This is a genomic window from Tardiphaga alba, from assembly GCF_018279705.1.
Classification (GTDB): Bacteria; Pseudomonadota; Alphaproteobacteria; order Rhizobiales; family Xanthobacteraceae; genus Tardiphaga; species Tardiphaga alba.
Genome location: NZ_CP036498.1, coordinates 3,920,376 through 3,946,615, shown reverse-complemented (window position 1 = coordinate 3,946,615; position 26,240 = coordinate 3,920,376). Strand labels below are relative to the sequence as shown.

The 26,240-nt window shown below is 58.3% G+C and carries 19 protein-coding genes and 1 pseudogene; 12 read left to right on the top strand and 8 right to left on the bottom strand.

Annotated elements, in window-relative coordinates:
- Positions 1-45 precede the first annotated feature (45 nt).
- The 9 genes from RPMA_RS28120 (at position 46) to RPMA_RS18705 (ending at position 15,524) form a co-directional block, all read left to right on the top strand.
- A complete protein-coding gene (locus RPMA_RS28120; RefSeq protein WP_249225288.1) occupies positions 46-2,694 on the top strand; it encodes a DEAD/DEAH box helicase in 2,649 nt (882 codons plus the stop codon).
- Positions 2,691-3,278, top strand: coding sequence for a helicase-related protein (locus RPMA_RS28115; RefSeq protein ID WP_249225287.1), 588 nt, complete (start codon positions 2,691-2,693; stop codon positions 3,276-3,278). The genes RPMA_RS28120 and RPMA_RS28115 overlap by 4 nt, the downstream gene beginning before the upstream one ends.
- The gene (locus RPMA_RS28110) at positions 3,275-5,077 is read left to right on the top strand and encodes a DUF1998 domain-containing protein (RefSeq protein WP_249225286.1); all 1,803 of its coding nucleotides are present in this window, start codon (positions 3,275-3,277) and stop codon (positions 5,075-5,077) included. Before RPMA_RS28115 ends, RPMA_RS28110 begins: the two co-directional genes overlap by 4 nt.
- A 110-nt stretch (positions 5,078-5,187) precedes the next feature.
- Positions 5,188-7,974 carry a DEAD/DEAH box helicase gene (locus RPMA_RS18730; protein WP_249225285.1) on the top strand — a complete coding sequence of 929 codons (2,787 nt, stop codon included), beginning with the start codon at positions 5,188-5,190 and terminating at the stop codon, positions 7,972-7,974.
- The gene (locus RPMA_RS18725) at positions 7,974-9,131 is read left to right on the top strand and encodes a hypothetical protein (RefSeq protein WP_211909195.1); all 1,158 of its coding nucleotides are present in this window, start codon (positions 7,974-7,976) and stop codon (positions 9,129-9,131) included. Before RPMA_RS18730 ends, RPMA_RS18725 begins: the two co-directional genes overlap by 1 nt.
- Positions 9,077-10,672: an Eco57I restriction-modification methylase domain-containing protein gene (locus RPMA_RS18720; RefSeq protein ID WP_211909194.1), complete on the top strand. Its 1,596-nt coding sequence runs from the start codon at positions 9,077-9,079 to the stop codon at positions 10,670-10,672. Before RPMA_RS18725 ends, RPMA_RS18720 begins: the two co-directional genes overlap by 55 nt.
- Positions 10,673-10,988: 316 nt before the next feature.
- Positions 10,989-12,788: a hypothetical protein gene (locus RPMA_RS18715; RefSeq protein ID WP_211909193.1), complete on the top strand. Its 1,800-nt coding sequence runs from the start codon at positions 10,989-10,991 to the stop codon at positions 12,786-12,788.
- A 446-nt stretch (positions 12,789-13,234) separates the two neighbouring features.
- Positions 13,235-14,452 carry a hypothetical protein gene (locus RPMA_RS28105; protein WP_249225284.1) on the top strand — a complete coding sequence of 406 codons (1,218 nt, stop codon included), beginning with the start codon at positions 13,235-13,237 and terminating at the stop codon, positions 14,450-14,452.
- 295 nt (positions 14,453-14,747) lie between these two features.
- Positions 14,748-15,524 carry an HNH endonuclease gene (locus RPMA_RS18705; RefSeq protein ID WP_211909192.1) on the top strand — a complete coding sequence of 259 codons (777 nt, stop codon included), beginning with the start codon at positions 14,748-14,750 and terminating at the stop codon, positions 15,522-15,524.
- A gap of 354 nt (positions 15,525-15,878) precedes the next feature.
- Here RPMA_RS18705 and RPMA_RS18700 read toward each other — a convergent pair.
- Positions 15,879-16,149, bottom strand: a pseudogene (locus RPMA_RS18700) (hypothetical protein); the annotation flags it as partial.
- 514 nt (positions 16,150-16,663) lie between these two features.
- Between RPMA_RS18700 and RPMA_RS18695 the strand changes: the two are divergent.
- From RPMA_RS18695 to RPMA_RS18685, 3 genes are all read left to right on the top strand, one after another.
- Complete coding sequence (locus tag RPMA_RS18695; protein WP_211909191.1) at positions 16,664-17,611, top strand: hypothetical protein; 948 nt, start codon at positions 16,664-16,666, stop codon at positions 17,609-17,611.
- Between the two features lie 318 nt (positions 17,612-17,929).
- Positions 17,930-18,559 carry a MarR family transcriptional regulator gene (locus RPMA_RS18690; RefSeq protein ID WP_211909190.1) on the top strand — a complete coding sequence of 210 codons (630 nt, stop codon included), beginning with the start codon at positions 17,930-17,932 and terminating at the stop codon, positions 18,557-18,559.
- Position 18,560: 1 nt separating this feature from the next.
- Positions 18,561-20,312 (top strand): helicase HerA-like domain-containing protein, encoded by a 1,752-nt coding sequence (locus RPMA_RS18685; RefSeq protein WP_211909189.1) that lies wholly within the window; start codon positions 18,561-18,563, stop codon positions 20,310-20,312.
- Between the two features lie 133 nt (positions 20,313-20,445).
- On the opposite strand, the gene RPMA_RS18680 is transcribed toward RPMA_RS18685, so the two are convergent.
- From RPMA_RS18680 to RPMA_RS18650, 7 genes are all read right to left on the bottom strand, one after another.
- On the bottom strand, positions 20,446-20,898 hold the full coding sequence (locus tag RPMA_RS18680) for a hypothetical protein (protein ID WP_211909188.1): 453 nt from the start codon (positions 20,896-20,898) through the stop codon (positions 20,446-20,448).
- Positions 20,899-21,064: 166 nt separating this feature from the next.
- On the bottom strand, positions 21,065-22,570 hold the full coding sequence (locus tag RPMA_RS18675) for an integrase family protein (protein ID WP_211909187.1): 1,506 nt from the start codon (positions 22,568-22,570) through the stop codon (positions 21,065-21,067).
- A 322-nt stretch (positions 22,571-22,892) separates the two neighbouring features.
- Positions 22,893-23,909 (bottom strand): tyrosine-type recombinase/integrase, encoded by a 1,017-nt coding sequence (locus tag RPMA_RS18670; protein ID WP_211909186.1) that lies wholly within the window; start codon positions 23,907-23,909, stop codon positions 22,893-22,895.
- 8 nt (positions 23,910-23,917) lie between these two features.
- Positions 23,918-24,100, bottom strand: coding sequence for a hypothetical protein (locus RPMA_RS18665; RefSeq protein WP_211909185.1), 183 nt, complete (start codon positions 24,098-24,100; stop codon positions 23,918-23,920).
- Positions 24,101-24,466: 366 nt separating this feature from the next.
- Positions 24,467-24,652, bottom strand: a complete 186-nt coding sequence (locus RPMA_RS18660; protein WP_211909184.1) for a hypothetical protein — start codon at positions 24,650-24,652, stop codon at positions 24,467-24,469.
- A gap of 1 nt (position 24,653) precedes the next feature.
- Positions 24,654-24,941, bottom strand: coding sequence for a hypothetical protein (locus tag RPMA_RS18655; RefSeq protein WP_211909183.1), 288 nt, complete (start codon positions 24,939-24,941; stop codon positions 24,654-24,656).
- Between the two features lie 547 nt (positions 24,942-25,488).
- Positions 25,489-26,235 (bottom strand): LexA family transcriptional regulator, encoded by a 747-nt coding sequence (locus RPMA_RS18650; RefSeq protein WP_211909182.1) that lies wholly within the window; start codon positions 26,233-26,235, stop codon positions 25,489-25,491.
- Positions 26,236-26,240: the final 5 nt, after the last annotated feature.

Sequence of the window (26,240 nt, the reverse complement as noted above, 5' to 3'; positions counted from 1 at the left end):
CGCTTCAAACATTAGTTGAAGCACTAAGCCTGAAGAGGGAGCGTCTTGGACATATTCAATCTCGATCAGGCTTTGATTGAGCGATACGAGTCATTTGCACGCTCCTTCTCGGAAATCCGCGCGCCTGAAATTCGCGCTCAGGTCGACGCTGCTTACGAGGAGCAGCGTTTCTGGCCTGAGCCTCTCATCACAATCAATCCGCATTTTGAAGCTGGTCACACCGTTGATGGGCTTGTCGCCCAGGGTGTGCTCGATCCGGCCCTCACCAAGATATTCGCAAGCGGTCCAGACCGGGTGCCGATCAAGCTTCATCGCCACCAAGAGCGCGCTGTCGCGAAAGCGCGCAATGGTGAAAGCTTCATCGTGACAACCGGTACGGGCTCGGGAAAATCGCTTTGCTTCTTCTTGCCGATCGTAGATGCGGTCGTGCGCGCGCGGCGCGCGGGCGAGGCCCAGCGGACACGCGCGATCATCATTTATCCCATGAACGCGTTGGCCAACAGCCAACTCGAGGAACTTGAAAAATTCATAGGTGGCTCGGGGGTCGAAGAGGAGTTTCGCCCGACTTTTGGTCGCTATACAGGCCAGGAAAGCGATGCGGAGCGACACGCGATCGCCAAAGCCAAGCCCGACATCTTGCTCACAAACTTCATGATGCTCGAATTGCTCATGACGCGGCAGGACGAGCTGGATCGTGCTGTCATCGCCAATGCATGCGGCTTGGATTTCTTGGTCCTGGATGAACTACATACGTATCGCGGCCGCCAGGGAGCAGATGTCGCCATGCTGGTGCGTCGCGTCAAGGATCGCCTCGTCAAAGAGCGCAAGTTACTCTGCATTGGTACGTCCGCGACGATGTCAAGCGCGCCGGACGAGACCGAGCGAGCGAGTGCTGTCGCTCGCGTTGGCAAGCTGATCTTTGGAGAAGAATTGAGTTCGGCTTCGATCATCGACGAGAATCTTGCCCGTGCAACGGACCCTCTTATCAACAGCACAAGCCTCGGAGCATTACTCGTCGATGCGATCCGAATGCCAATCCCAGCCAAGCTCTCGGACAAAGAGCTGTACGGCAATCCGCTGGCCTGCTGGATCGAGATCGAGATCGGGCTCGCTGAAGGCGAAAAGCTGCGCCGACGCGCGCCCATGACGTTGAGCGATGCGACCTGCAAACTAGCGGCTCAGACAAAGATTCCTTCTGGCGAATGCAGGACTGCTCTTGCTGGGATGCTGTCGTTGATGGGGCGTCGCGAGGATCTTCGCGGTGGTGCCGGCGATCGTGCTTTTCTGGCGTTCAAACTTCATCGTTTTATTTCGGGTGCCGGGCACGCGTATGCGACAATCGAGCCCGCTAACGCCCGCCGTGTCGTGCTAGAGGGGCAGGTCTTTCATCCGTTTGACCCGAACGCGCGCTTGTATCCTGTTTTCTTTTGCCGAGAATGCGGTCACGAGCACCACAGCGTTCGCATTGAAAACGCGCTCGATGGTACACGCGTTCTCGCGCGGGCCATCGATGAGCCAGCAAGTGAAGGCCCAGAACCCGACGGCTCGCTTGCTGGCTTCTTAATTCCCGCGGTCAATGCCGATTTCCAGTTCGGGGGCGCTGTCGCTGACTATCCCGACGACTGGCAGGAGACCACACCGGCCGGAAAAGAGCGCCTCAAAGGAGGCCATCGCGGCAAACACGAGGGGCAACTCCTACATGTGAAGCCTGATGGGTCGCTCGGCGACGATGGGGTGCCCGCATGGTTCTTCGGCGGCAAATATCGCTTCTGCCCCCACTGCCGCCATCAGCCGCCTCAACAGGCACGTGACATCAACAAACTGGCAGGTCTGTCGGCTGAAGGCCGCAGTTCGGCGACAACGCTCATCGTCTCGACCATCCTGGCGTGGATGGAGGCCGACGGCACGCTTGAGGAAAGCACACGGAAGCTTCTGGGATTCACAGACAACCGGCAGGACGCGGCCCTCCAGGCTGGGCATTTCAATGACTTCATTTTCGTCAGCTTGCTACGTGGCGGTATACTACGTGCCGTGCGGGACGCAGGCGATAAGGGCCTTGCAGACGTTCGATTCGGGGAAGCTGTTCGCAGGGCGCTTGGCTTTGATCTGGAGGAATCTCGGCGGCTCTCCGATTGGATGGCCGATCCGCGCGTAAAGGGATTCCACAACAGACAGGCCGCCGAGGAAGTGCTGACGTCGATCTTGGCACATCGCGTATGGGCGGATCTTCGGAAGGGCTGGCGCTTTACCAATCCAAATCTCGAAGAAGCCGGCTTAGTGGAGGTGCGGTTTCCGGGACTGAGTGAACTCGCAAGCGATGACGAGGAGTTTTCCGTCAATCCGCGACTGGCGGCGAGCACGCCCCAATTACGGGCCCGACTCTTCACGCTGCTTTTCGACTATATGCGTCGCGGCCTTGCGATTGCCACCGAAGCGTTGGATCGCCAGCGGATATTGCAAATCGCCGAGACGTCCAGAAATCACCTGCGCGATCCTTGGCTGATCGATCAAAACGAAGAACAGGAACTGCGGCAGGCCGGATTCCTGATGATTGATCCGCCGAGCAAGGCGGAGATCAGCGCGGCAGAAGATGTACTGATTGTACGAGCCGGCTGGCGGACAGCCTTAGGTAAGGCCCTGCGAAGCAAGGATCTGTGGGGGAGCCGCTTCCAGTCAAGGAGTATAACGATGTGATCGCCACGCTCCTGCGTGCGGCCGAAAACCACCAGGTCGTCCGGCGGGTGGTTACCGGCGAAGAAGCTCCTGCGTGGCGCCTGTCATCGACCGCCTTGCGCCTTTTTCCAGCCATCAAGAGGGCCGACGGGAAACGCGAAAATCCATTTTTCCGCACGCTCTACGAGGATGTCGCCGAAATGCTCGGGCAGGAAGGTAATTTGCCCTTCGCCTTCGAGGCTCGGGAGCACACCGCCCAAGTCGATCAAAAAGTTCGTGCTTGGCGCGAAGATCGGTTTCGGTTCGGGAAGTCAGATGTCGAAAGGATCGCCCAGAATCGGGACGAAATGCGCCAAGAGGGCGAACCCGCCAGTTTCCTTCCGGCGCTCTTCTGTTCTCCGACGATGGAACTCGGTGTTGATATCAGTGCGCTGAACGCTGTCTTTCTCCGGAATGCACCGCCAACACCGGCAAATTACGTGCAGCGAGCCGGCCGTGCTGGCCGTAGTGGTCAAGCAGCGCTAGTCGTCACCTATTGTGCTGCGCAGTCCCCCACGACCAATATTACTTCAACAACCGACAAGGGCTTGTCGCGGGCGTGGTGAAGCCGCCGGCCCTCGATCTTGCCAATCGCGACCTGCTGCGGAGCCACCTCCATGCGGAATGGCTGGCGGCAGCCGTAGTGCCGCTGAAGCCAGCCATCCCTGAAAACTTGAACATGGCAACACCGGAGATGCCGATCTCCGATCCAATCCAAGCGGCGTTCGAAAAGCTTGCTGCAAACGGAGCCGCAAAGCCTACGATGCGCCGCCTTCTTGATCAGACCGTCAGCGCGGTCGAGTTGGCCGACGCGCCGTGGCTCGCCGATATCGACGCCTTCGTTGATGAAACAAACCGTGAAGCTGCGCAGAATTTCGCAAGCAGCTTCAGTCGGTGGAGAGAGCTCTACCGAAGCGCACGCCGTGAACAGGATGAGGCGCATCAAATCCAGCAGAAGACGTCCTTCAAACCGGGCGAACGCAAAGAGGCTGCGCGCCGTCATTTCCGGGCGACGGAAGAACTTGACATGCTCGAGCGAGGACAGGCTTCGAACGGTTCCGATTTTTACACTTATCGATATCTGGCGACCGAAGGATTTCTGCCGGGGTACAACTTCCCGCGTCTCCCGCTCTATGCTTTTATCCCTGCGACCAAACGTGCGGCCGTGCTGCAAAGGCCGCGCTTTCTCGCCATTTCCGAGTTCGGTCCCAACAGCCTGATTTATCACGAGGGGCGCGCCTACCGGGTTGTCCGTGCGAAGCTGCCGGCGCACGGTCGCCTCGACGACGGCAAACTGGCAACCACGAGCCTCATCCTGTGCAGCGAGTGCGGAGCGGCTCACACTGATGACAAGCTCGAGCGATGCCACGCGTGCGGCGCGTCATTGGCCGGTGTGGATCGGCTCGACAATGTCTATCGGATCGACAATGTCGAAACGGCGCCGTCGTCTCGGATCACGGCGAATGATGAAGACCGGCAAAGGCGCGGCTTTGAGATCCAGACCGTTTTTCAGTGGCAATTCGAAAAGGGCGTTCCTGATATCCGCACGCTCACCTTGCGTTCGGAAGCAGGGCCGTTGCTGCTTCTAGATTATGGCGCGCGCGCGAAGCTATCGCGCGTCAACAAGGGACTTCGTCGTCGGAAGTCCAAGTCGATAAACGGGTTCTGCATCGATCCGACGTCAGGCCGATGGGTGAAGGATACGCTCAACGGCGGGGATGATGATGACATGGATGTCTCGATCCCGAAGTCGCAGCGGATCGTGCCGATCGTCGAGGACCATAAGAACGCGCTTCTGGTACGGCCGCTTGCAAATTTCGACGAGCGGCAGATGGCAACTCTGCAGCACGCTCTTCTGCGAGGTATCCAGATTGTTGCCGAGCTTGAAGAAGGCGAACTCTTGGGCGAGCCGTTGCCTGCGCGCGAGGACCGCAAGGCAATCCTGCTTTATGAGGCGACCGAGGGCGGAGCAGGTGTTCTGAACCGCCTTGTCTCAGATCCGCGTCGAACGGCGGAGATCGCCCGTCAGGCGCTAGATCTCATGCACTATGATTTCGCGCCGGATGGGGCTGGTCTCAAGGAGCGGCCGGAAGCCTGTGTCGCTGGCTGTTACCGTTGCCTGCTCTCCTACTTCAACCAGCCCGACCATAATCTGATTGATCGTCGCGATGCGGAGGTCACGGCCTTTCTTTGCCAGCTTGCAGAGCCTGAGGTTGTGCAGGCAGAGCCTTCGGAGGCCGCAAGTGGCTGGGTTGGTGCGATAAGCCGGTGGGGATTGCCAGCCCCGTCCCGCGCACGGTTGACGGCACTTTATACGAACTTTATTGGCCAAGCTTTCAGGTGTTGGCGGTGTCAGGCCTTGTAACGAACAGGCTTGCTGCGGCATGCGCCGACTTGGGGTGGATATCGTCAAGCTTCCCGAGGTGCCTGGCGAAGCCGCGCCGAGGGATTTGGTTGAGTTGTTGGGGCGGCGTAGTGGGAGCGGTCAAATTTTCACCGGGGGATCTTGTCGAGGCGCGAGGACGCGAATGGGTCGTCCTTCCGTCTCCAAATGACGACATCCTCAATGTGCGGCCCTTGTCAGGTTCAGAAGCCGATGCGCAACGGATTGCGCTCGCGCTTGAAGTCAATCCCGTCAGGCCTGCGCGATTTGCTCCACCAACACCCGAGCGGCGGGACACCCAGGATGGTGCGCGTTTGCTGGCAGACGCGCTGCGCCTATCGCTCCGCCGTGGCGCTGGCCCGTTCCGAAGCGCTGCGCATCTCGGCGTGGAGCCGCGCGCCTATCAACTTGTACCGCTGATGATGGCTTTGAAGCTGCCGGTGGTGCGATTGCTGATTGCCGACGATGTGGGGATCGGCAAGACGATCGAGGCGGGATTAATCGTTCGCGAGATGCTCGACCGTGGCCTGATCGACCGCTTCTCCGTACTGTGTCCGCCCCATCTCGTCGAGCAATGGGTGAGTGAGCTTGCAGAGAAGTTCGACATTGACGCTGTGGCCGTGACCTCGGCCAGGGCGCGCAGCCTGGAGCGCGGTCTTCCTGCCGCTCAAAGCCTATTTGAAGCTTATCCACACACTGTCGTCAGCCTCGACTACATCAAGGCTGACAGTCGCCGCGACGAATTTGCTCGGGCGTGCCCATCCCTTGTGATCGTTGATGAAGTGCATGCCTGCATCGGCGGAGATCGCGGAAGACATCAGCGTTTCGAGCTTCTCGAACGCCTCGCCTCAGATGATCAACGCCATATGCTGCTGCTGACGGCCACGCCGCACAGTGGTGATGAAGCGGCGTTCGATCGTCTGTTAGGCCTCATTAGCCCGGACTTCGCGGGAGGTCCCGAGGGTGATGAGAATGCGCGCGCACGGTATGCACGCCGCCTCGCTCAACATTATGTCCAGCGCCGCCGGCCCGATCTCACTGAGTCCGGTTGGCACGAGAAGCGGACTTTCGCTGTTCACCAGGTTAAGGATGAGCCTTTTAGTCTCAGCGGCGAGTTCGGCGCCTTCCATGATCGAGTTCTGGACTATTGTCTTGCAGTTACGCAGCGCGCCGGCGCTGACCAGCGCAGTCGACGGCTCGCTTTTTGGGGGACGCTCGCGCTTATGCGATGCGTCGGCTCCTCACCGGCGGCTGCAGCGAATGCACTGCGCAATCGGCTGTCCGGAGTGGCGGACGAAGAGGCGATGCAGCCCGTTGTCTTTGACGAAGACGAAGGCCTGCTCGACCAAGGCGACGTGGAGCCCGGCACGGCCAGCGCGAGCGCTGAAGAGCGTGGTGATCTTGCCGAGCTGATCGCGATTGCAAAGACCCTTGATCGCCGCCGTCGCGAGGATCCTAAGGTGGCACGGCTGCTGAAGGCTCTAAAAGGGCTGCTTCAGGAAGGAGCCAAACCGGTCATCTTTTGCCGGTTTATCGCAACGGCGGAGGCGCTGGGCGAAGAGATCAAGCGTACCTGGCCAAAGGCAGACGTGGCAGTAGTGACCGGACGGCTGCCGCCTGAAGAGCGGCGGTCTCGCATCGATCGGCTTGAAGATTCCGAGAGCCGAATCCTCGTGGCGACAGACTGCCTGTCCGAGGGGATCAATTTGCAAGCGCTGTTCGATGCCGTCGTACACTACGACCTGAGCTGGAATCCAACCCGTCATCAGCAGCGCGAAGGGCGCGTCGACCGATTCGGTCAGCGTTCGCCGGTGGTCCGCTCCGTGACGATCTTCGGTGACAACAGTGCGATCGATGGCGCAGTCTTGCAGGTCATCCTGCGGAAAGCGGACGCTATTCGTAAGGCGACGGGCATTTCGGTCCCGATGCCCGAGGACAGCGAAGGCGTGACATCCGCGCTCATGCAAGCACTCATGCTTCGCGCGGGCGGACATCGGCAGCAGTTGGCTTTCGACTTCGGCCTTTCAAGCGAGCGGCTTGAGAGCAAATGGCGTGACGCCGAAGAAAACGCGAAAGCAAGCCGCGCGCGCTATGCGCAAGGTGCGCTGAAACCCGATGACGTGCTGCCGGAGTGGCAACAGATGCGCGCGCTGAACGGTGGCCCGACCGAAGTTGCGCGCTTCACGGAACGTGCTTTGAAGCGCGCCGGTGCGCCACTGCAGAAGGCCGGTCAACATCATCAAGTGCATCTGGATGCAATGCCTGACGCCGTCAGGGAGCGCTTGGAGGCGCGTGGTCTGCGTGGGACGCGAACGATTGGATTTGAGGATAATCCGGCGCCGGGTGTTACGCACCTCGGGCGTGTCCATCCCATAGTTGCAAGTTTAGCAGAAAGCTTGGCGGAGGGGGCGCTAGATCCGGATGGGGCAGCATTCCGTCCCCTTGGCAGGTGTGGAGCCTGGCGCACCCGCGCCGTTGCCCAGATGACAACACTGATGCTGTTGCGCCTTCGTTTCAAGCTCATCACCAGCGGCCGCACAAACCGTTTGCTGCTGGCCGAGGAAGCGACAGGGATCGCGTTCGGCGGATTGGTTCCGACGCCGATTCTCGAAGGACACTCCGCCCTCGAGCTTCTCGAGGCAGAGGCGGCCGGAAATCTCGATGGACTGGCGGCTGCGCGTCAGCTCCAGAGAGCTCACGAACGACTAGTGAGCTACCAATCGGCGATAGAGGTCTTCGCCGCCGAACGCGGAGCGGTGCTTTCTGCCGACCATCTCCGGCTGACGGAAGCCGCGCGCGGCGGGGTGACGGTCGAGGTCGTTCCTGTTTTGCCAGCGGACGTCATAGGTCTCTATGTCCTACTTCCGGAGGGTGAGTGATGGCCCGGCATCTCAAGCGTGCTGCCAATATCGGGCTCACTGCCGTCTCAATCGAGGGAGGATTGATCTCCCCCGATCAGGTCGCGGTGATCGCCGCCACCGCTCCAGACCAGAAAGCAGCCGCGGAGTACGGTTGCCCCAAAGGAACGAACCTGCGTGACGAGATCACGCGTTACTTCAGGATCGGCCAAGCGCATTGGCAGGCATATGCCAGATTAACTGCGCCGACCGAGATTCAGACTACAGCCTTTGTTAAGAGCCTACTTGAAGAGGCATTCGGGTTTGAAGGCCTACGCGGCCCAAATCTTCACCGGCAGAATGGTCATACTTATCGTATCACCCTCGAGGCAAAGGGCGGCAGGGTGCCTATCGTCGTGGCCGCACCTCTGTCTGAAGCAGATGCGTTCACTAAATCGCTTGCTCAGCTTGGCGACGATCATAGCGGCACGATCCCAAGGCGTTCGCCGAGCGTGTTGCTCCAGGATTGGCTCAACGCAAACGCCGAGTTCTTATGGGGGCTGGTTTTTGCTGGCGACCGCCTCCGCCTCATGCGGGATAACGCCAGCTTCACCCGCCCAACATACGTCGAAGCGGACCTGGGTGCGATTTTCCGCGATGAGATGTTCTCGGATTTCACAGCAGCTTGGCTGCTCGTCCACGCAACGCGTTTTGGACCCGAGGGGGCTTCTTCTGTAGACTGTGCATTAGAAAGGTGGCGTGAAAGCGGACTTAAAGCGGGCACCGCCGCGCGTGAGAGGCTCAGAGAGAATGTTGAGGAGGCGTTGCTGGCCCTTGGGCAAGGCTTTCTCGATGCCAACCCTGAGCTCCGCAGCAAATTGGATGACGGTCTTCTCGACATCCACGGTTGGTTCGAACAGCTTTTGCGGATTGTATATAGACTGATCTTTCTCGCTGTGGCGGAGGATCGTGATCTGCTTCATTCGCCCGACGCATCGGTCTCATCACGAGAACTCTACACCTCTGCGTACAGCTTCAATCACATGAGGGAACGTTCTACTCGGCGATCGGCGCACGACCATCATCATGACGCGTGGGAAGCAGCGAAGATCGTCTTCCGAGGATTGCAGCGGGGGAGCAACTCTTGGGCTTGCCGCCTCTCGGTGCGCTTTTTGCTCAAGGGCGAACATCCGACCTAGATAATTTGAAGCTGCCAAATCGAGCATTGTTGCGCGCGATATTCCAGCTGAGCTGGCTGGTTGAAGACGGCCGGCGCCTCCGCATCAACTGGCGCGATATGGCGACGGAGGAGTTGGGATCGGTTTATGAGGGGCTTCTTGAACTGGTGCCTACCCGGGAAGATAGTGGTCGTCGTTTTTCCTTTTTAGGCGGTGCAGAGGCCCGCGGAAACGCACGAAAGACGAGCGGTAGCTACTATACACCAGATGGCCTGGTGCAGACACTACTTGATGGCGTGCTCAATCCGGCTCTCGAACGCGCCGAGGCCGAAGGCGGTGCAGAGGCTATCCTCGCTCTGTCCGTGATCGATCCAGCATGCGGTTCCGGCCATTTTCTTCTTGGCGCGGCACGCAGAATGGCAAGCCGTGTTGCGCTCCTGCGGAGCACCGAAGCGCCAGATTACCCAGCAGCCATGCGCGACGTCGCTAGCCACTGCATCCACGGGGTGGATCGCAATCCAATGGCCGTGGAGTTGGCAAAGGTTGCCATGTGGATCGAAAGCGTAGAGCCCGGTAAGCCGCTTACTTTCCTTGACAGTAATATCCGCTGTGGAGACAGCCTCATCGGCGTCTTTGACGTCGAAATGTTGAAGAGAGGGGTCCCTGACGAGGCATACAAGCCACTCACGGGCGATGACAAGGAAATCGCCAGAGCATACGGACGGTACAATAAGCAGCAGCGAGATGGCAAAGGCGCGACCGGCTTGCTATCGGAACTGCGGCCTCCGGACAGCCTGTCCCGCGCCGACCAAAGAATTCACGCATTACCAGAAGACGATCTGAGGCAGATAGAAGCTAAAATTCGTGGATTTGACGAGTTGCGCGCATCGCCTGACTGGCAGCGGCTGAAGTCGGCGAGCGATCTCTATGTGGCCGCTTATCTTCATACAGCTGCGTACTTTGCTCGCAAATCCTCAGCTGCGTCGAGTTTCGATGATCTGCCAATTACCGGACACGTGTGGAATGCAGCGGGAGGCCAGGACGTGCCGCAGCATCTAGTGGATGGCGCGAGCAAGATCTCTGATGTGGTGCGGGCGTTTCACTGGCACATTGAGTTTCCAAGAATTTTCAACGCCCCAGACCCTAGCCGCTGTGGGTTTGACCTAGTTATCGGCAATCCGCCTTGGGAGCGCATAAAGCTACAGGAGCAAGAGTTCTTTGCGGTCCGTTCACCAGACATTGCCGGTGCTCGCAATAAGGCTGAACGTGAAAAGCTCATCAAGAAGTTGGAGAAGGCCGAACGAGATTCGCCTGACGGCCAACTCTGGGCCGACTTTCAGTTTGCCAAGCGTAACGCGGAGGCAAGCAGCGAGTTTGTTCGGACGGCCGGCAGGTATCCCCTCACGGGTAAAGGCGATGTCAACACTTATGCGTTGTTTGCTGAGCTTTTCTTTCAATTGACCAACCCACGCGGATTCGCGGGGTCATTGTGCCCACGGGCATTGCGACCGATCTCTCGACTTCCGCCTTCTTTGGTGAGCTTATCGAGCGCTCACGCTTGATGAAACTTCTGAGCTTCTACGAAATACGGCGCTGGTTCAAAGGCACCGACGATCGGAAGGCGTTCTGTATCTTGATGATCGGTGAGGCTGGGGGAGCAGCCGACTTTTGCTTTGATATCGAGAATATCGAAGATATCGACGATCCCCGACGGAGTTTCAAACTCACCTCAAGTCAGATCGCGCGTATAAATCCGAACACAAGGACGGCGCCTGTATTTCGGTCGCGTGCGGATGCAGACATCACGGCAAAGCTCTATGTTCGAGCGCCGGTGCTAATCGAACAACGGAGCGAAGAGAGCGGCGGCGATGAGAACCCATGGGGATCACGTTCCAAACGCTATTCCACATGTCCAACGACTCTCATCTATTTGCGACTGCGCAGGCCTTAGAAACTGAAGGTTGGATTCGCGACGGAGTAGATTGGATTCGCCGCGGCGACCCTCCAAGCGAACGTCGTGTTCCGCTGTACGAAGCTAAGATGGCTCATCTTTTTGATCACCGCTGGGCGACCTATGCCGGCGGATCGGTTGATGACGAGGAGGGGGCCCGGGATTGTACGTCAGCTGAGAAGCAGAATCCAAACTTCGAGACCACGCCACGCTATTGGGTACCAGAAGAGCATGTGAAGGTTGGTCTGGCCCGGGTTCCTGCGAGCCTCAAACGAGGCTTTCGGGAGGGTAATGCGGATCGAATCCTTAAGAGCCTTACGGAATGGTTGGTGGGATACTGGGCCGCAAGTGGGGAAAGATTCCAGGAGTCCGAGCTGGCGCGGATATTAGGTCACCACAGTTGGCGATCAATCTTGGGAAGCTCTGCCGATCGCTTCGCAATGGAAATAAAGACCATTGGGAATGGGCGGGAGATGCAGCGAGAGACGCCGCTGACTGCTGAAGATATCGAGTTCTTGAGTTACGGTTCGCGTGATCCTCTCGCTCTTGCCGCGGCGCTACTTACTCGTAAGCAGCCACGCTGGCTCATGGGGTGGCGTAGAAATGCCAGGACTGCGGACGAGAGAACATGGATACCGAGTGTCCTGCCCAAGGTCGGCGTAGGCGATAGTATCTTCCTATGGGACACAGTTGTCCCAGATCCGAAGGCAGCCGCTGTATTGTTGGCCAGCGCCTCGTCCTTAACAGCGGACTTCGCCGCAAGACAGAAAGTCGGTGGAACTAATCTGAGCTTCTACTTCGTTCAGCAGTTTCCAGTCCTTTCGCCCTCGTCTTTCTCCTCCCAGGGCGTAGACTTTGTAGCTGAGCGGGTGTTGGAACTTACATATACAAGTCACGCGATGCGTCCTTGGGCCGAGGATCTTGGGTATGATGGACCGGCGTTCGGTTGGCACGAAGATCGCCGCATGGACTTGCGAGCAGAGCTCGATGCCTTCTATGCGCTTAAATACGGCCTATCCCGAGACGAACTGAGGTATGTGCTCGATCCAGGCGACGTGAAGGGCAGAGATTATCCCTCAGAGACCTTTCGTGTGCTCAAAGCGAATGAAGAACGTCGCTTTAACGAATTTCGCACTCAGCGTCTCGTGCTTGACGCCTACGATCGGCTGTCTAACTCGCATTTAGTGGCGAACCCGATCGAGGTTCGAACATCTCGTGCAAAGCTGCTTGTAGATACCTTTCCCGACAACGTCTGGGCTCGGACGGCGCAATCGCAGCCGGGGGACGTTGGCGTCGTCTTGGCTGCGATTCTTAAGACGATGGACGATCCTAAGCCAATCCGTGATGTACGTCTCGTTGTCGCTTTCGCCATCGAGCCGCGCCTGCTCACTCCGCTCTTGCCCGCAATCAAAGCGGCCGAGTGGAGCCGCCTGGTAGGGGCAGAGGCCGATCCTCTTGCCAACAATGTCGCGACATTCGTCGCAAGGAACAACCCAGCGTGGGGCGCTGCGCTTCGAAACCACCGCGGTAACGGACGTTTGGTGGAGGATGCCCAGCGTAGAACATGGGCATCTGGCCCCGGTTTGGACGCTATCGATACTTCCGGATGGCCTGACGGTCGCGCAGGGTTCGTATTCGGTGCGCTGCAGGACATCAACCTGGATGCGGCGGTGGATTCGCTGCCCGCTGACATACAGCAGTGGGTGATTAATGCCGCAGCAGCCTGACCTTCTCGACCCGCAGCCGCTGACGGTCACACCCGCTGAAGGGTTGGAGGGCCGCGGCTTTGGGTTCGACGACTTGTCATATGGAAGCAGCCCGGTGGAGAGAAGGTGCGGGACATTGAGCTTCGTCCTGGCTTGAACATTGTCTGGTCACCCGACGGAGCAGACGATGCGGCTTCCGTAGGTCAAACAAATGCTGTTGGGCACGGTAGTGGAAAAACACTCTTTTGTCGGCTTATCCGCTATTGTCTTGGTGAAGATCGCTTCGCCACGGAGCCGCAGCGTGATCGGATTGGCACGGCATTCCTGAACGGAATCGTGGGTGCCGAGGTCATGCTAGACGGAATCTGCTGGGCGATCGTTCGCCCACTTGGCGTGCGTCGGCGACATATGGCTGTACCAGGCGGAAATCTCGACGAGATCGCCGCAGGTGAGGGGCTTCAACGGGAATGGAGCCGTTCGTCAAAGCGATTGATCAGCAAATCATCACCACCGCGCTTGCCCAATTGGTTCGCCCGCAAGCAAACGGCCTTATTTGGCCGATCGCGCTCGCTTGGCTCACGCGGGACCAAGAATGTCGCTTTGACGATGTGCTTGACTGGCGGTCGCCATCCTCTGACTCCGATACACCGATGCCCGCGAGCGGACAGGAGAAGGGACCAAGGCTTGAGGCGCTCCGTTCGTTTCTGATGGCGATCACGCCCGAAGAACAGACCACGCGTGGTGAAGTTAGTAGCCTCAGCGAGGAGCGTCGAATCCTGGATCAGGAGATTGGCCATCGCCGGTGGGAAATCGATCGCACGCAAGCGCGGCTCGTTGTGAGCCTGGGCCTTGAGGGGCAAGCGCTTCCAGAAATACCATTGTTGATCGACCTCATGCGAAGGTCAGCCACCGCACTCTTGGCGTCGGCGAGCAACGTCCCGACTGCCGGCAGCGGTGAACTTGCCGCAGCACGCACGCAACGAGAGGCTGCTAGAAATGAATGGGTACGCCTCGAAGGCGAGCGTATCCGGATCGGGGCTCTTATTCCTGCTGAAGAACGCGCGTTGGCGATGATACGCGGAGAATTACCGGGACTTTCCTATTCAAAAGTAGAGGCCGATAGCCCGATCTGCCCGATCTGCGAAGTCCCCATCGATAGAGCCTTGGCGGAGGGATGCAAGCTCTCACACAAAATTCCAGACGCGGACGCCTGCTTGCAGCGTTGGAATCAACGACAAGCTGATCACGACGCCCAAGCGAAGCGAATTGAGAATTTGCGGCAAGATCAGACACGACTCATGCCGCAGATTGCTCTGGCTAAGCAGCACTTAGATCAATCCGTCGACTACGTTACAAAAATCGAGCAGGCTCGCGATGGCCGAGAGTCAACTTGGTACGTTGCGCGCAGGCTCCAGGACGATATAGAGCGCCTTGCCGAACTCTCCGAAACGCAGGAGACGGGCATCAAGCGACTGTGCGAACTGGGCATAAAACTTGATAAAGAGAAGGAGCGGCTGGGCGCCTTTCGCGACAAACAGGCCCGCGTTTTCGGACGCATGAGCGAGAAGTTCGACCCGATCGTCCGACGGTTGGTCGGCCACGGTGCAAAGGGGCGGATCACCCTTCGCGGGAATGGGCTTGATCTGTCGGTAGACATGGGGGCGATCGCAGGACAGCCGCGATAGAATCTCTCAAGGTTTTGGCGTTCGACCTCGCTGCGATGTGCATGAGTATCGAGGGCGCGACGCGTGTGCCGTCATTTGTGCTTCACGACAGCCCACGTGAAGCCGACCTTGGCTTATCGATTTATGGACGGCTATTCGATATCGTTCAGGATCTAGAACGCGTCGGCGGAAAGCCACTGTTTCAGTACGTCCTCACCACAACAACGGCGCCTCCAACCGAGTTCAGGGCACGTCCCTACCTGCAGCTTAAATTGCACGGCGATCCGCCCGCGCGGCGCTTGCTCAGGGTCGACTTATGATCAGTACAGAAGGCCGTCTCGTTGCTTATCCATTCGTCCTTCTTTCCGAGCTGCGAGATGCCGCGAATGAGCATGGCTATCGCATTGGTCCGGAAGAGGCCGGCGGCTGGATCTTCTTCCGATCGGCCATCGCGCCCGGAGAAGTTGGACTGGCGGCCTGTAGTGCATCGGGTCCGTTCTTTCTATCACTGCTGTTGCCGAGCGTGGTTAGGACTCTGAATTTCCAACTCGTAACGCCGTGCGCTAGGGGCCATGCTGGCGCCTTCCGTTTTGCCACGCTCGACGACCTACGTCTCGGAGTCCAGGCTGTGTATCGCTTGTCAGTAAGCCTGCCCGATTTTCCTCTTGAGAGATACGAAAGGGCGGTCGCAAGGATTGGCGAAACCGAGGGCGAGCGTGCTGAAAAGTTTAGAATTGGTCAGCACATTTTCCGAGATGCCCTAATGCAATACTGGAACGGAATATGCCCACTGAGTGGCATTTCGAGCCCCGCCTTGCTAAGAGCTTCGCATATTATGCCTTGGTCTGCCTGTTCGAACGATGCGCAGCGACTCGATGTACATAATGGCCTTTTATTGTCAGCATTATGGGACGCAGCTTTCGATGCAGGTCTGATTTCTTTTGACGACCATGGCAACGTTCTGATCTCTCCGCATTTAGACGAATCCGCGCGTTATGCACTCTGCGGTCCTCAGGTTCGGACGATCGATCTTCGGATGGGACATAAGGGATATTTGGCCTATCATCGGAGATGTGTCTGGAAGAATACATAGTCGGCACCTCCGCCAGGAATGGTGCCTATACATTCGAGACGGTGCGCACCGGATAGGTTCGTTCGCAGAGCGTGCCCTCAAAATCAATTTTCGTCCTCAGTTGCTTCAGACAGCATTATGCGATCAACTGGTCGCACAACACGGTGTCGAAAATCATCCGACGAGGCATAAATGGCTTATGCTCTCGCACTTCCGACAACACTCACAGGTGGCGGCGATGGATTTTTGGATGAAGCGCCGTAGGGGCAGGACGCAGCTCTTATAATTAGGACATTCGCGGTGGAAACGGTTCGGCCGGTGTTCAAGCTCGATCTACACCGCTGGAGTCTCCACCGGCCTGTTCGGGGGACGCGACGCCGAGGTCTCTTGGCGAAAATCCTTCACCTCGCCGGACGTGTGGCGCGGGCTGTGTCACCGGCCAGACGACGCTTTCCCGCCTCCGGAAACTCTTTCGACCATCCAAAATACATCGAGGCCGCAATGCTTTCACGCCGGCACAGCTCGTAAGTGTTCTCCTCGCCGTGCAGGTGCGAACCTTCTCTTCCGCCGAATACTACCGACGCGTCTGGCGAAGGATACCTTTTAGGTCATATGAGAACGCAATCTGTCGATGTTCTGAGAGCATCACTAGTGATAACGGCTTTTTTACTGCGCGGTGGGATTGCTCATCTTCGATCGGCGCGCATACTATAAGACATCCTCCGCTTCCGCGATAAGCTGGTTGTACTGTGTCGGTATGGGCAATTAGCTGATTTGATCCGGCATTCGCCGGTCTTGAGGTGAACCGTTAGACCCATGGTTTGTACATTCGTATGAGAGTGTACCGTAGCCAAGCAAGGCGGATAGCCGATCCGCCGGGTACCCCGGACGCGAACGCGGACGGCGCAAAAAGCCTTAACCCGTTTGGGACGCGGTTGATTAAAACGCGGTGGCGTCGGGCGGCCCAAAAATGGCCCCTCGGTCTCAAGCAACCGAGCGGACGCTCAGGCGTCCGCGTTGTGTTGCCTTGATGGACCCGCGCGGCGCCCGGCCTTTTCATCCTGAATATCATCGTAACCCTGCCTCGGCGCCGCGGAAGCGTGCGCGATGCGACCTTCCGAGGCGTCCGGTAGCTACCGGAAGTACCGGAAGGAACGACGATGACACGCGACCAAGCCTTGGAAACGGTGGCGGCCATGCAGTACGCCAAGCGAAAGACATTCGAAGAATACCTCGCAGCCTATCGCCGGCTTCGCGCCGGTGCGTCCCACCTGTACATCACGCGGGAGATGGTCGCCGCCGAACACGGTAGCAAATCCCAAGGCATGGCCAGCGCGGCCATGAAGCTGATCGAACCGATGGAGGGGGATCAGGCTCCTCGTCGCTCCCGGACGAAGAAGGGCGAAGCTGCTGCAACGGATGGTCTGCCGCACCTTCCTGAGGTCGACAAGGCAATCGAAGCCGCCCGCATCGCCTTCGACAATCTGTCGAGGGCCTTCCAGGCCGGACGGGCGATCGATCGTTTGGCCATGTCCGAGCACTATCAGATTCTACTCACGCAGCAGGCGGCGGAATTTGCGGCTGACAGGCTGGCGGCTGACGAACGGGAAGCCGACCTCGAAGCTGCTGCCTCGGGGGCTGGCGATGAAGCCTGGGATAACAGCATCGCGGTGGAGGCCGCTCTCGCTTTGGCCACGACCGCCAAAGCCGAGCGCGACAGCACGATCGCAACGCTCGATGACGTTAATCGCGCGCGCGAGCTTGATCGGGTTCGCTCGGCTGCGGAGATTGAGCGGCTGGAGCGGGATGTGGCGCTCCGCACCAACGAGGTGGTCACGCTTACGGCCTCCGCGAACACCTTGACCGGGAAGTTGTCCGATCACCGAGCCGAGAACGCGGTGTTGCAGGAGAAGGTGGCGACGCTGTCCGAGCAGGTGGCTCAGCAGCAGGCGATCCTGGCGGCTTGCGAAGCCCGGCATGAGCGCGACCGTCGCGCCCTTGAGGGGGAGTTGGCTGGCGAGCGTGAGCGCGCATCCAAACGTGAGACGGATCTTCTCGCGTGGCTCGGCAAGCACAGCCGCGGTGCAGATGACGGAGGGGTTGCCTGATGCTCGGCATCAACTCCGTCATCAGCCTGCGGTCGCCGCTTCTGCGGCACCGTAACGGCGCTTCACTTGCCCTGCCGCTTGGCGTGGGAGCTGCCCCAGGCGCCGCCCACCGCGGGTGGGCAGGTCACGTCTGTTTTTGGCCCGTCCTTCGGGCGCTTTGCGCCGTTCTGAGAACCCGACCCCACGCCACCAACGAGAGTTTGTTGATTGCATGGGGTCGGGTTCTCAGAACGGCTTTTATTCGAGGTGACCGGTGGGGTGGGCGGCGCCTGGGGAAGGAAGAGAGGTCGGAGAGACTGTTCTGCAGGCGAGAGCATCATGATCGTGACTAAGCGTGACATTGATGTGTTGCCCTGGGTGAACGGGTGGGGCGGAGTAACGGTTGAGCAGATAGCGAAGCGGTGGGGTGTAGATTTTAGTACGGCTGCAAGGCGGGTTCGGAAGCTCATCGAAGCCGGTCTGCTGCAGCGCCATTATGTCAATGGACTGAGCATCCAGCCGATCGGAGTTACCCAGGAAGGCTGTACGATCGCGGGTGATACGCTGAGGCCTTTGCCCGGCATTCGTCTGGCGACTTGGCGGCATGACTCGATGGCCGTCGATCTGGAGCGGCGCGTCTTCGCCATGTTTGGCAAAGGGACGCTGAATCCCGATCGCAGGATCCGCGAGAACCTGCGTGTTCAGGGCATCGAAAGCAGCCACATTCCGGATATCGAATTCGTCCCCGTGCAGGGGCGCCCGATCGCTATTGAACTGGAGCTGTCGATGAAGGCTCCGGCTCGGCTGCAGGCGATCATCGATGCCTATGGAACCGGCAAGCTGTACGCAGAGGTCTGTTACCTCGTTCCGGATGTGCGCATGGGCCGGTACGTCCGCAGATTTATCGATCGTCACGAGGACAAGGTACGCGTCGTCCTCATCTCTTCCCCCGAAAATCAGGATGCCTAAGGTGAAAAACGATCAGTCGAACACGTCTACGGCGACCCATGACGTCGCCACGTTTTTCATCGGCCTGGGATTGGCAATTTGCGGTCTCGGCATCCTCTCATGGATGGGTATCATTGCTGCTCTCGCAGTCAGGCTGCCGGCTTGGTTTTTCGGAAACCTCACTAGAACGGGCATTGTCGCGCTCGCCCTCGGTGCTCTCGCAATCGTATGGGGAGGGCTGAGTGGCGACATCATCGTCTATCTGACAGGATTCTTCGGGCTCTTTAGCGGCTCCACGGACACGTCCGTGCAGTCGCATCCGATTTGGATCCGATGGCTGACCTTCTCGTTGCAACCGACAACTTGGCTAGTTTCCGGTGCGATCGGATCGATCATCGGCGGTTCTTGGTTGCTGTTTCAGCAAGACGAACTGAATTCGCCCACCTCTCAGGTCTTTGGCAAATCGAAACAGCGGAAGCCACCGCCATACGCGCGGATCAGGGGATATCTGATCACGCGCGCAGCGCAGAGCTACACGGGCTTGCACATTCTGCTTGGCGTAGATGCCATGACTGGCATGGCTGTACGGATCAGCCAAGACCAACTCTCGCGCCATGTAGTGGTGACTGGCCGGTCCGGTCGGGGAAAGACCGTAACGGTCTTGCGGCTCGCTTCGGAATGCGCGCGTCTCGGCATCCCGATCGTCTATCTGGATGGAAAGGGTGATCTGGAGGTCCGGAAAGAACTGGCAAAGATCGCGGAAATGAATCAGCGGAGATTTTATCCGCTGGATGCAGGTCATCCGAGCCGAAGCTGTGCCTATGACGCTTTTAGCGGCAAACGACCGACCGAGCAGAAAGAGCTTGTGATTCAACTCCGCGAGTGGAGCGAAGCCCATTTCAGGGGGCTCGCCTCGGCTCACGCGCAGACGACATTCAAGTCGCTTCAATATGGGCGGATCGTCCAAGACCTGCACACGTTTTCGCGGAATCTCGCGGTGAAGAACATGCTCGGGCTCGCCAAGCGCGGCGCCGGCAGGCGACAAGACTACGATCAGATTAAGGCGGAGATTATCCGGCGGCGCACGAATGAGAAGCAGGTGATGGACAGTCTTGAAGCTGTGGTCGAAACCATCACCGCTTCAGACTTCGGTGATTTGCTTAATATCGCCAAGGCGAGGCTGCAGCAGCGGCCCATTCTTAACTTGGGGCAGCTTCGCGAAGAATCTGGAATTGCATATGTGGGGTTGCCGGCGTTGCAATATCCCGATGCGGCCTCGGTGCTTGCATCGCTTGTCGTCGGCGACCTCAAGTCAACATTGGTGAGGAGCAGAAAGAGAATTCTGCTAATCATGGATGAGTTTTCGTTCTTTTCGAATCCGACGACGACCCTCAATTTGATCAATATGGGACGATCGTATGGGGCGTGCGTTTGTTTGGCCACTCAGAGTTGGGCTGACTTTTCGGCAAGTGGTTCCGACGACTTTCGACGTCAGGTCATCGGCTCGGTCAATAATTTCTGGACCCACGAGCTAACCGGATCGGAGGACGCAGAGGTTGTTGCAGGATTGTACTCGACTACGGAACTTGTCGAATACACAGCTCAGGTCGTCGATGGTCAACGGACGGATTCCGCCTCGTCGCGATCTGTTCACCAATTCAGGCTTCATCCTGCATTTATCAAGCGCCTCGGAACGGGTGAAGCATATGTCCTGAATAAGGACCAGCCGGACAGAGTTTGTCATGCTAAGATCCTCCAGCCATCAACTAGCTAAAGGACTCGAACGATATGAAAGAATCTCAAAGCAGCTTTTGACATCTCGTGGGCCATAGAAGAACTGCTCAGCTCGCGTCTTGGCGACTTGCACCTGCCCTATATATTATTTCAGTGGAAATTTACTCGTAAAGTTATTCCAAAATCTCGGAGTTGATAATTCGGTACGTGTTCCGAACTAAGTATATTTCACCCGTTGTAGTATCATACGTGCCCGATGCAGGCCAGATCGTGATAAGCGAAGGTAAAAGCGTTTCCTTTTGCCAAGTTTGGATGGGATAAGAAGCTATGTTGCGATCGTGCAGATACGCGGTCATTTCGGCCAAACGGATTTGTCTTAGTGTCAAAGGCCCTACCATCTGCGCGGTGAGTAAGGCGGATTTATCCCGCGCGCTAAGATGAGCGCGAGCATATTTTTGAGCCAATTGACGGTCATGAAAAAACCAAGCTGCTTCGTCGCCATTGGTCCTGAGCTCATGATCCTCAGGTACGGCAACTCCGCGAAACAGAGCGGTGTCAGCCGAAAAAGTGCGCAGCAACGGTTCGCTGGTACCAAAAAACTGCCTTAGTAAATTAACGATACTCAAGTATGTCACCAGTGTTAGAGAAGTGCCGCGCAAAGTTGAGCCTCTGAGCCGCGGTTGTATCAGCTGGCCTTCAGTATTGGCGCGCTCGCAGGATCGTGTGCTCAAAGTTAGTTTGAGTACATTTCGACAGGGCAAACAATGTATTGACCCTGCTTCTTCAATTTTTTCACTCTATCGAGCTATTACGTGCCTCAGATGCCTTGGCCTTATACCGAGATCGACGGATCTCAATGGTCATGAGGTCTCGATCGAGCAGTGCGCGATCTTGAGCAATGGCTTTTGCGCTCCATTCGTCGCACCAATCTGTCCAATCTTTCATCATTCGTCTTTTACGCTCGATGCCCGGATCCGATGAGTAAAATAAGCCCGTAACGTCATTGGGCTCTGTCCCTTCGAGATGATCCAAGATGAGCTTTCCTTCGCTTGGTTTGAAGCCTAGGTCGCGTTCGCCGTAGGAGGCGAACGCATAACGTGCGCCGTGCGGCGAAAAGGAAACGCCTGGCATTGCGGTAAGGTAATCGTTGAATAGCCCGGCTTCTGCATGTGGGCGCTCCGATTTATTCGTCTTACCGGCTGGAAAAAGCCAACCTTCCGAGTTGTCAAAGTCGGCGAGTCGGTCGAGATGTTCTTGAGCTGAAGCGGCAAAGCCTATGCACGGGACCAAATGTGAGCGACGTCCCCGCTTTGTTCCTGATTTTCTAAAAAATGGAGGCACGTACCAAGCGACCTCATTTATTGCTTCGGTATAGTTCCGAAATCGCCAGCGGTTAGCGCCAGTCACCGCACGGCGGCGTTGGGCTGTGCCAATTAGCAGCTGTATACCGAGACCTATTCTTTCTGGAAGGCAACCTAATCGAGCAATAGCCAGCGCCCGACCAATCTCAATTTCAGGCGGTGTATCACCGTGCTCGTCATCGGGGTCGAAGGCTTCTTCGCCGATCTCGACACGGGTCCTCGGCGGGGCCTCTAGCTTGAGCATTATCCCGTCGGCTACGGACGTTTCGTCCTGACGAACTGCTTCAGACAGCCAATTCCAAAATCTCTTAATGACCCGGACCATGCCTTCCGACATTGCCTCCGCGCCGCGGGAGTGAACGGCGAAAATGGCCGCTGCCATTTCGTTGCGGGTGATGTCGCTGACCAGCCGCCCTTCGAAACGGGCCAGCTCGACAGGTTGTAATTTGCCGCGGTAGTCGCGGTGGGTATCGAGCCTGTTTGTGCGTCTAACCTCGGTCAGGAACTCGTGCTTTGCCTTTTCCCACGACCAGGACGGCTTAGCGCGCTGAGAATCGGCACGCATCCGCGTCTCAATCGAGACGCCAGTGGCAAGGGCAGCCAAGAATACTGCTGGATTTTGACCGTGGCGCGCCATTTCCGCGATCCGAGCCGCCCGGGAGCGCGCTCCGTCTATAGTGAGGCCGTTCAAGTCCTCGTTGCCTGCCACAGCAGGCCCCAAGTCATAACGGCGTTGGTCGCCATGAAGACGCGTCCTCATCGACCAACGCACGCTGGTTGGCTTAACGCGGAGCTGGAGCCCTGCGATCCGATTGTCAGACACGTCATAAGGGGAGGGGCGAGCCTCTCTTTCGCCCACGCTTGGTTTGCCCCCACGCATCTTTTGGGAGTCCTTAAAGGCCTTGGCTAACGTCTTGGCGGTGATCTGAGCAGTCATGTGTCATGCAGAAAATAGGTCACAGGTAGGTCACAGAAGAGCGTCGCCGGAGTGCAAAGTCAATGGATGAGGCTGCTCTTCGATATTTACTGCAAATAGACCTAACATGCTGCAATAGTTGAAGTGTTTCGTTGAATTACCTTCCCATAACCTCAACGAGCGGGAGCTGATTGTCGTGACCCTATGTGTCTGTAAATCAGCCGCCTTATGGCTTCGCAGGTTCGAGTCCTGCCTCCCCCACCATCAACATATCATCCTCCTGTTTTTACTTGGCTTTTCGCTTTCAGTCCCTCACCTCCCGTACGGTGAGGGAATAGAATGTTCACGGCTTGGTCCTTGACAGCTTGCTGATCGCAGCTGCAGCGAGGCCCTGACGGTCGGCCGAACGCGTGTAAAGCGAGGCCATCCGGCCGCCTTCCCATCCGAAGATGGCTTCGAGCTGAGCGACCGTGGCGCCGTTGTTGGCGGCGACGGTTGCGGCCGCCTTGCGCAGGCCGTGCGCCGACTTCGTAACGCCGGCTTCACGGCACGCATTGGCGAACATGTTGCCGAGCGACTCTTTGCGCATTGGCGCGCCGTCGCGCGTGGCGATGATGGCGAGATCGCCAACCGGGCCTGCTTCAAGCGTGGCTGCCAACTCCGGCAGGACGGGAATGGAGACGCGTGTGCCGGTCTTCTCCGTCGTGATCTCGATCACTCCATTGCGGATGTGCTGCCGGCCCAGCCTTGCGGCGTCGCCGCGGCGAAGGCCGGTGTAGAGAAACACGTCGAACATGACGCGTTCGCGCGTGCCCAGTGGCCATCGCTTCTCGAACTTCGCAATCTCATCATCCGTCCAGACCGGAAAGCCCTCGGTCTTCGGCTTGCGGACCTTGAGACCGGCTGTCGGATCTGCTGTTGCGATCTCGGTCTCGACGGCCCAGCGAAACATGCCGCGCATGCTGTCGAGGAAATGGCGAGCCTGCGCTGGCGTCCCGTAGCGGCGCTGGATGCCGTCGCGGATCGTCTTCTTGTCGATCGCCGCAAACGGTTCTTTGCCAGCCGATTCCATGATCGGCTTGAAAATGTTCTCTCGCTGTCGGCGCGTTGCGCTCGACAAGCCGCGCCACTCCGGCGACTGCCGATACAGTTCAAACAGCCAGCGAAGCGAGTTGCTCTGCGGCTTGCCAGGCTTCGCGGTCTCGCCGTCCAGCGCGGCCCGATAGGCGGCATCGAATTCGGGGGTGCCGTAGGCCTCATTGATCCGGACGCGCGGCCCCTTACCGACGCGAACATACCAGACCCATTTGCCATGGCGGGTGCGCTGATGGTGCAGGTGAGGCGGGCGAGGGCGGGGCATGGTTTCCATTAAAGGACGATCTCCCGACGCTTCTCAACCGGTTTTGCGGCGTTGCTGTCGGCAGATGGGGTCAGTTCCACGACGATGGTGCCGTCCCGGCGGATGACAACCGCGTAGGCGCCGGCTTTCTTCGCGCCTTTGACGGCGCGGGCGACCTCGGCCTGAGTGAGGAGTGCAGGGCGACCGCTCATGACGGCACCGATTCAGTCTGGCGCTGTGCTCGCGCTCTCGCGACCTCGTCGCGTAACAATGACCTGCTCAAATCGCAAAGAGTGATGTTGCGCTCCGCAGCCAGCTCGCGCGCGGCCGCATGCAAATCGGGGGGAGCGGTGTCGAGATCTGAACCATCGGCATTCGTGTGCGCCTTGGGGCGCGATATGTCGGCCGGTCTGCGCGAAAGCAAACGCCGCTCACGACGCCCTTCGTCGTGCCAAGCGTTCGCGCAATCTCCTTGACGCCCATCGTTCCTCGCAAAGCGAGAATCTTAGCGTCGCGCTCAAGAATGCGAGGGTCGGTGCGCTTCTTTGCCATGGCTGTCCTGAAGCGCAGGCCGCAAATCAGCGGCCTGCTACGATTTCAGCGACTGCCGCCTGCTGCGCCAGAAAAAGCGCGTCTGCATGCGGCATGTTGTTCTTGTTTGCCGCCTCAAGTGCTGCGGCGTCAAAAGCGCGGATGCGCTGTGCCGGCGCCAGATGCCGGTTATTTTGCCAAAAGTTGACCAGTGCGGAGTCTTGCGCGGTCATGTCAGGCCGCCACGCGCGAGAGGCGGAGCGCGAGCGTGCGTGCGTCGCTGCTGTGCAGGTCCACCTGCTGGCTCGTCCAGCCCAGCAATTCGAGGTCGTCGCGGCTGACGCCGCCCTCGCGCTGGCCAAACTGGCGCATGTCGTCTGCCATCTGCTCGACGGCAGCTTTGCCACGGAGATCCGGGCGGGCGCTGACCGTCGAATTGTCGATCAGTGCGCTGATGGTGATAGAGGGCGGAAGGGTCGAAGTTACGCCCGGAAGGCGATTGCATGTATTGCGGCGAGGCATTGTGTACATCTCCCGTGAATCATTTCACGTGAAACGTACACGTATCGTGTTCGTTTAGTCAACACGAAATATGTACATCAAGCGCCGATTAGCTGGAACGGCGTGTTCCTGGTCGGCTTTGGGGTGCGGCGGCTTGTGGTTCTAGCTCAGGAAACGGCTCGAACACCGCAGTCGAGCAGGTCATGCTTACGTACTGCTGATCTGCGACGGTAATAACCCCACCCCGAAAGGTGTATGCTGTCGTCCGCAGGCCAGCGTAAACTCCAAGCCGGTTTTTCGCGTTGGCTTGGACGCAAATTGTGCTCACGCTGCCGCTGAAAGATGTTCCTGAAATCGGTTGAGAGATGCTTGCGTCGCGAATGCTCGATGGGTCGATATACTCGACCTTCGCTCGGGCAACGATCTGCGCTTTGAAGTCTGGCGGAAGATCTGCCGAGCCGGCCGATGGAGCAGGGCTGGACCCGGTTGTGTTGCATCCAGATAATGCGATCGCTGTCACAACGAGGTAGCATGTTTTCCGCAGCATCACTTCACCTGCCAAGTATCATTAGAAGACCGAGAAGCGACCGACATACCGCCCGAAAATTGTGATTTCCTCCGGGTCGAACGCTTGGTCGGGATAGGCCTTGTTATCAGATTTCAGCACGTAACGCGTTTGCCCGTCGGCCCGTTCGACGGAGACGCGCTTCAAGGTCCGACCGAGCCCATAATCTAGTGCCCAAATGCCATCGGGTTCGATCCGCTGACGGCCTGTGTCGATGAAGACGATGTCGGTTCGCTGAATTGTTGGCTCCATGCTGTCGCCATCCATGGCGAAGCCTACGGTGCTGGCAACATCAGCTCGCGCCAATCCTCGCAAGACGCCTGGCGGGATGCGCCACCATTCGCCGACTTCTTCGCGAGACTGCATGTCGCCGACGTCAATCGTGATCACGGCGCCAGTTGATCCGCCTCCAATCCTGCCCACCATTTGCGGCAAGGCGTCCGGAAATGGGCGGTCAAGCTCGGTGATCGGGCCGTCTCCGCCATCGGCGTCTGGTGGGAATTCCTGGCCAGGCGCTACGCGCGCCAGTTCGCCACGTGGGACTGCGCCTTCGCCAGTAAGCAGATAGCCTGCCGTCACCTTAAACGCGCGTCCATACTTTTGGGCGTCGTCGGGGCCGAAGTCGTTCTGACCGTTTTCGTGTGCAGAATACGTGGATATCTTCCAGCCTTTTTTAACGGCTGCCGCCCGGGCAGACGGGTATCCCGCTGATTCCCGTGCCTTTTTCAGTCTATCGCCCAATTCGCTCATAAACG

What these genes read in the sequence shown, in the direction of transcription:
- RPMA_RS18715 (WP_211909193.1), top strand. Translation starts at nt 10,989, where the DNA reads ATGGGGATCACGTTCCAAACGCTATTCCACATGTCCAACGACTCTCAT.
- RPMA_RS18690 (WP_211909190.1), top strand. Translation starts at nt 17,930, where the DNA reads ATGATCGTGACTAAGCGTGACATTGATGTGTTGCCCTGGGTGAACGGG.
- RPMA_RS18725 (WP_211909195.1), top strand. Translation starts at nt 7,974, where the DNA reads ATGGCCCGGCATCTCAAGCGTGCTGCCAATATCGGGCTCACTGCCGTC.
- RPMA_RS18660 (WP_211909184.1), bottom strand. Translation starts at nt 24,652, where the DNA reads ATGACCGCGCAAGACTCCGCACTGGTCAACTTTTGGCAAAATAACCGG.
- RPMA_RS28105 (WP_249225284.1), top strand. Translation starts at nt 13,235, where the DNA reads ATGGAGCCGTTCGTCAAAGCGATTGATCAGCAAATCATCACCACCGCG.
- RPMA_RS18705 (WP_211909192.1), top strand. Translation starts at nt 14,748, where the DNA reads ATGATCAGTACAGAAGGCCGTCTCGTTGCTTATCCATTCGTCCTTCTT.
- RPMA_RS18670 (WP_211909186.1), bottom strand. Translation starts at nt 23,909, where the DNA reads ATGCCCCGCCCTCGCCCGCCTCACCTGCACCATCAGCGCACCCGCCAT.
- RPMA_RS18655 (WP_211909183.1), bottom strand. Translation starts at nt 24,941, where the DNA reads ATGCCTCGCCGCAATACATGCAATCGCCTTCCGGGCGTAACTTCGACC.
- RPMA_RS18675 (WP_211909187.1), bottom strand. Translation starts at nt 22,570, where the DNA reads ATGACTGCTCAGATCACCGCCAAGACGTTAGCCAAGGCCTTTAAGGAC.
- RPMA_RS18695 (WP_211909191.1), top strand. Translation starts at nt 16,664, where the DNA reads ATGACACGCGACCAAGCCTTGGAAACGGTGGCGGCCATGCAGTACGCC.
- RPMA_RS18665 (WP_211909185.1), bottom strand. Translation starts at nt 24,100, where the DNA reads ATGAGCGGTCGCCCTGCACTCCTCACTCAGGCCGAGGTCGCCCGCGCC.
- RPMA_RS18650 (WP_211909182.1), bottom strand. Translation starts at nt 26,235, where the DNA reads ATGAGCGAATTGGGCGATAGACTGAAAAAGGCACGGGAATCAGCGGGA.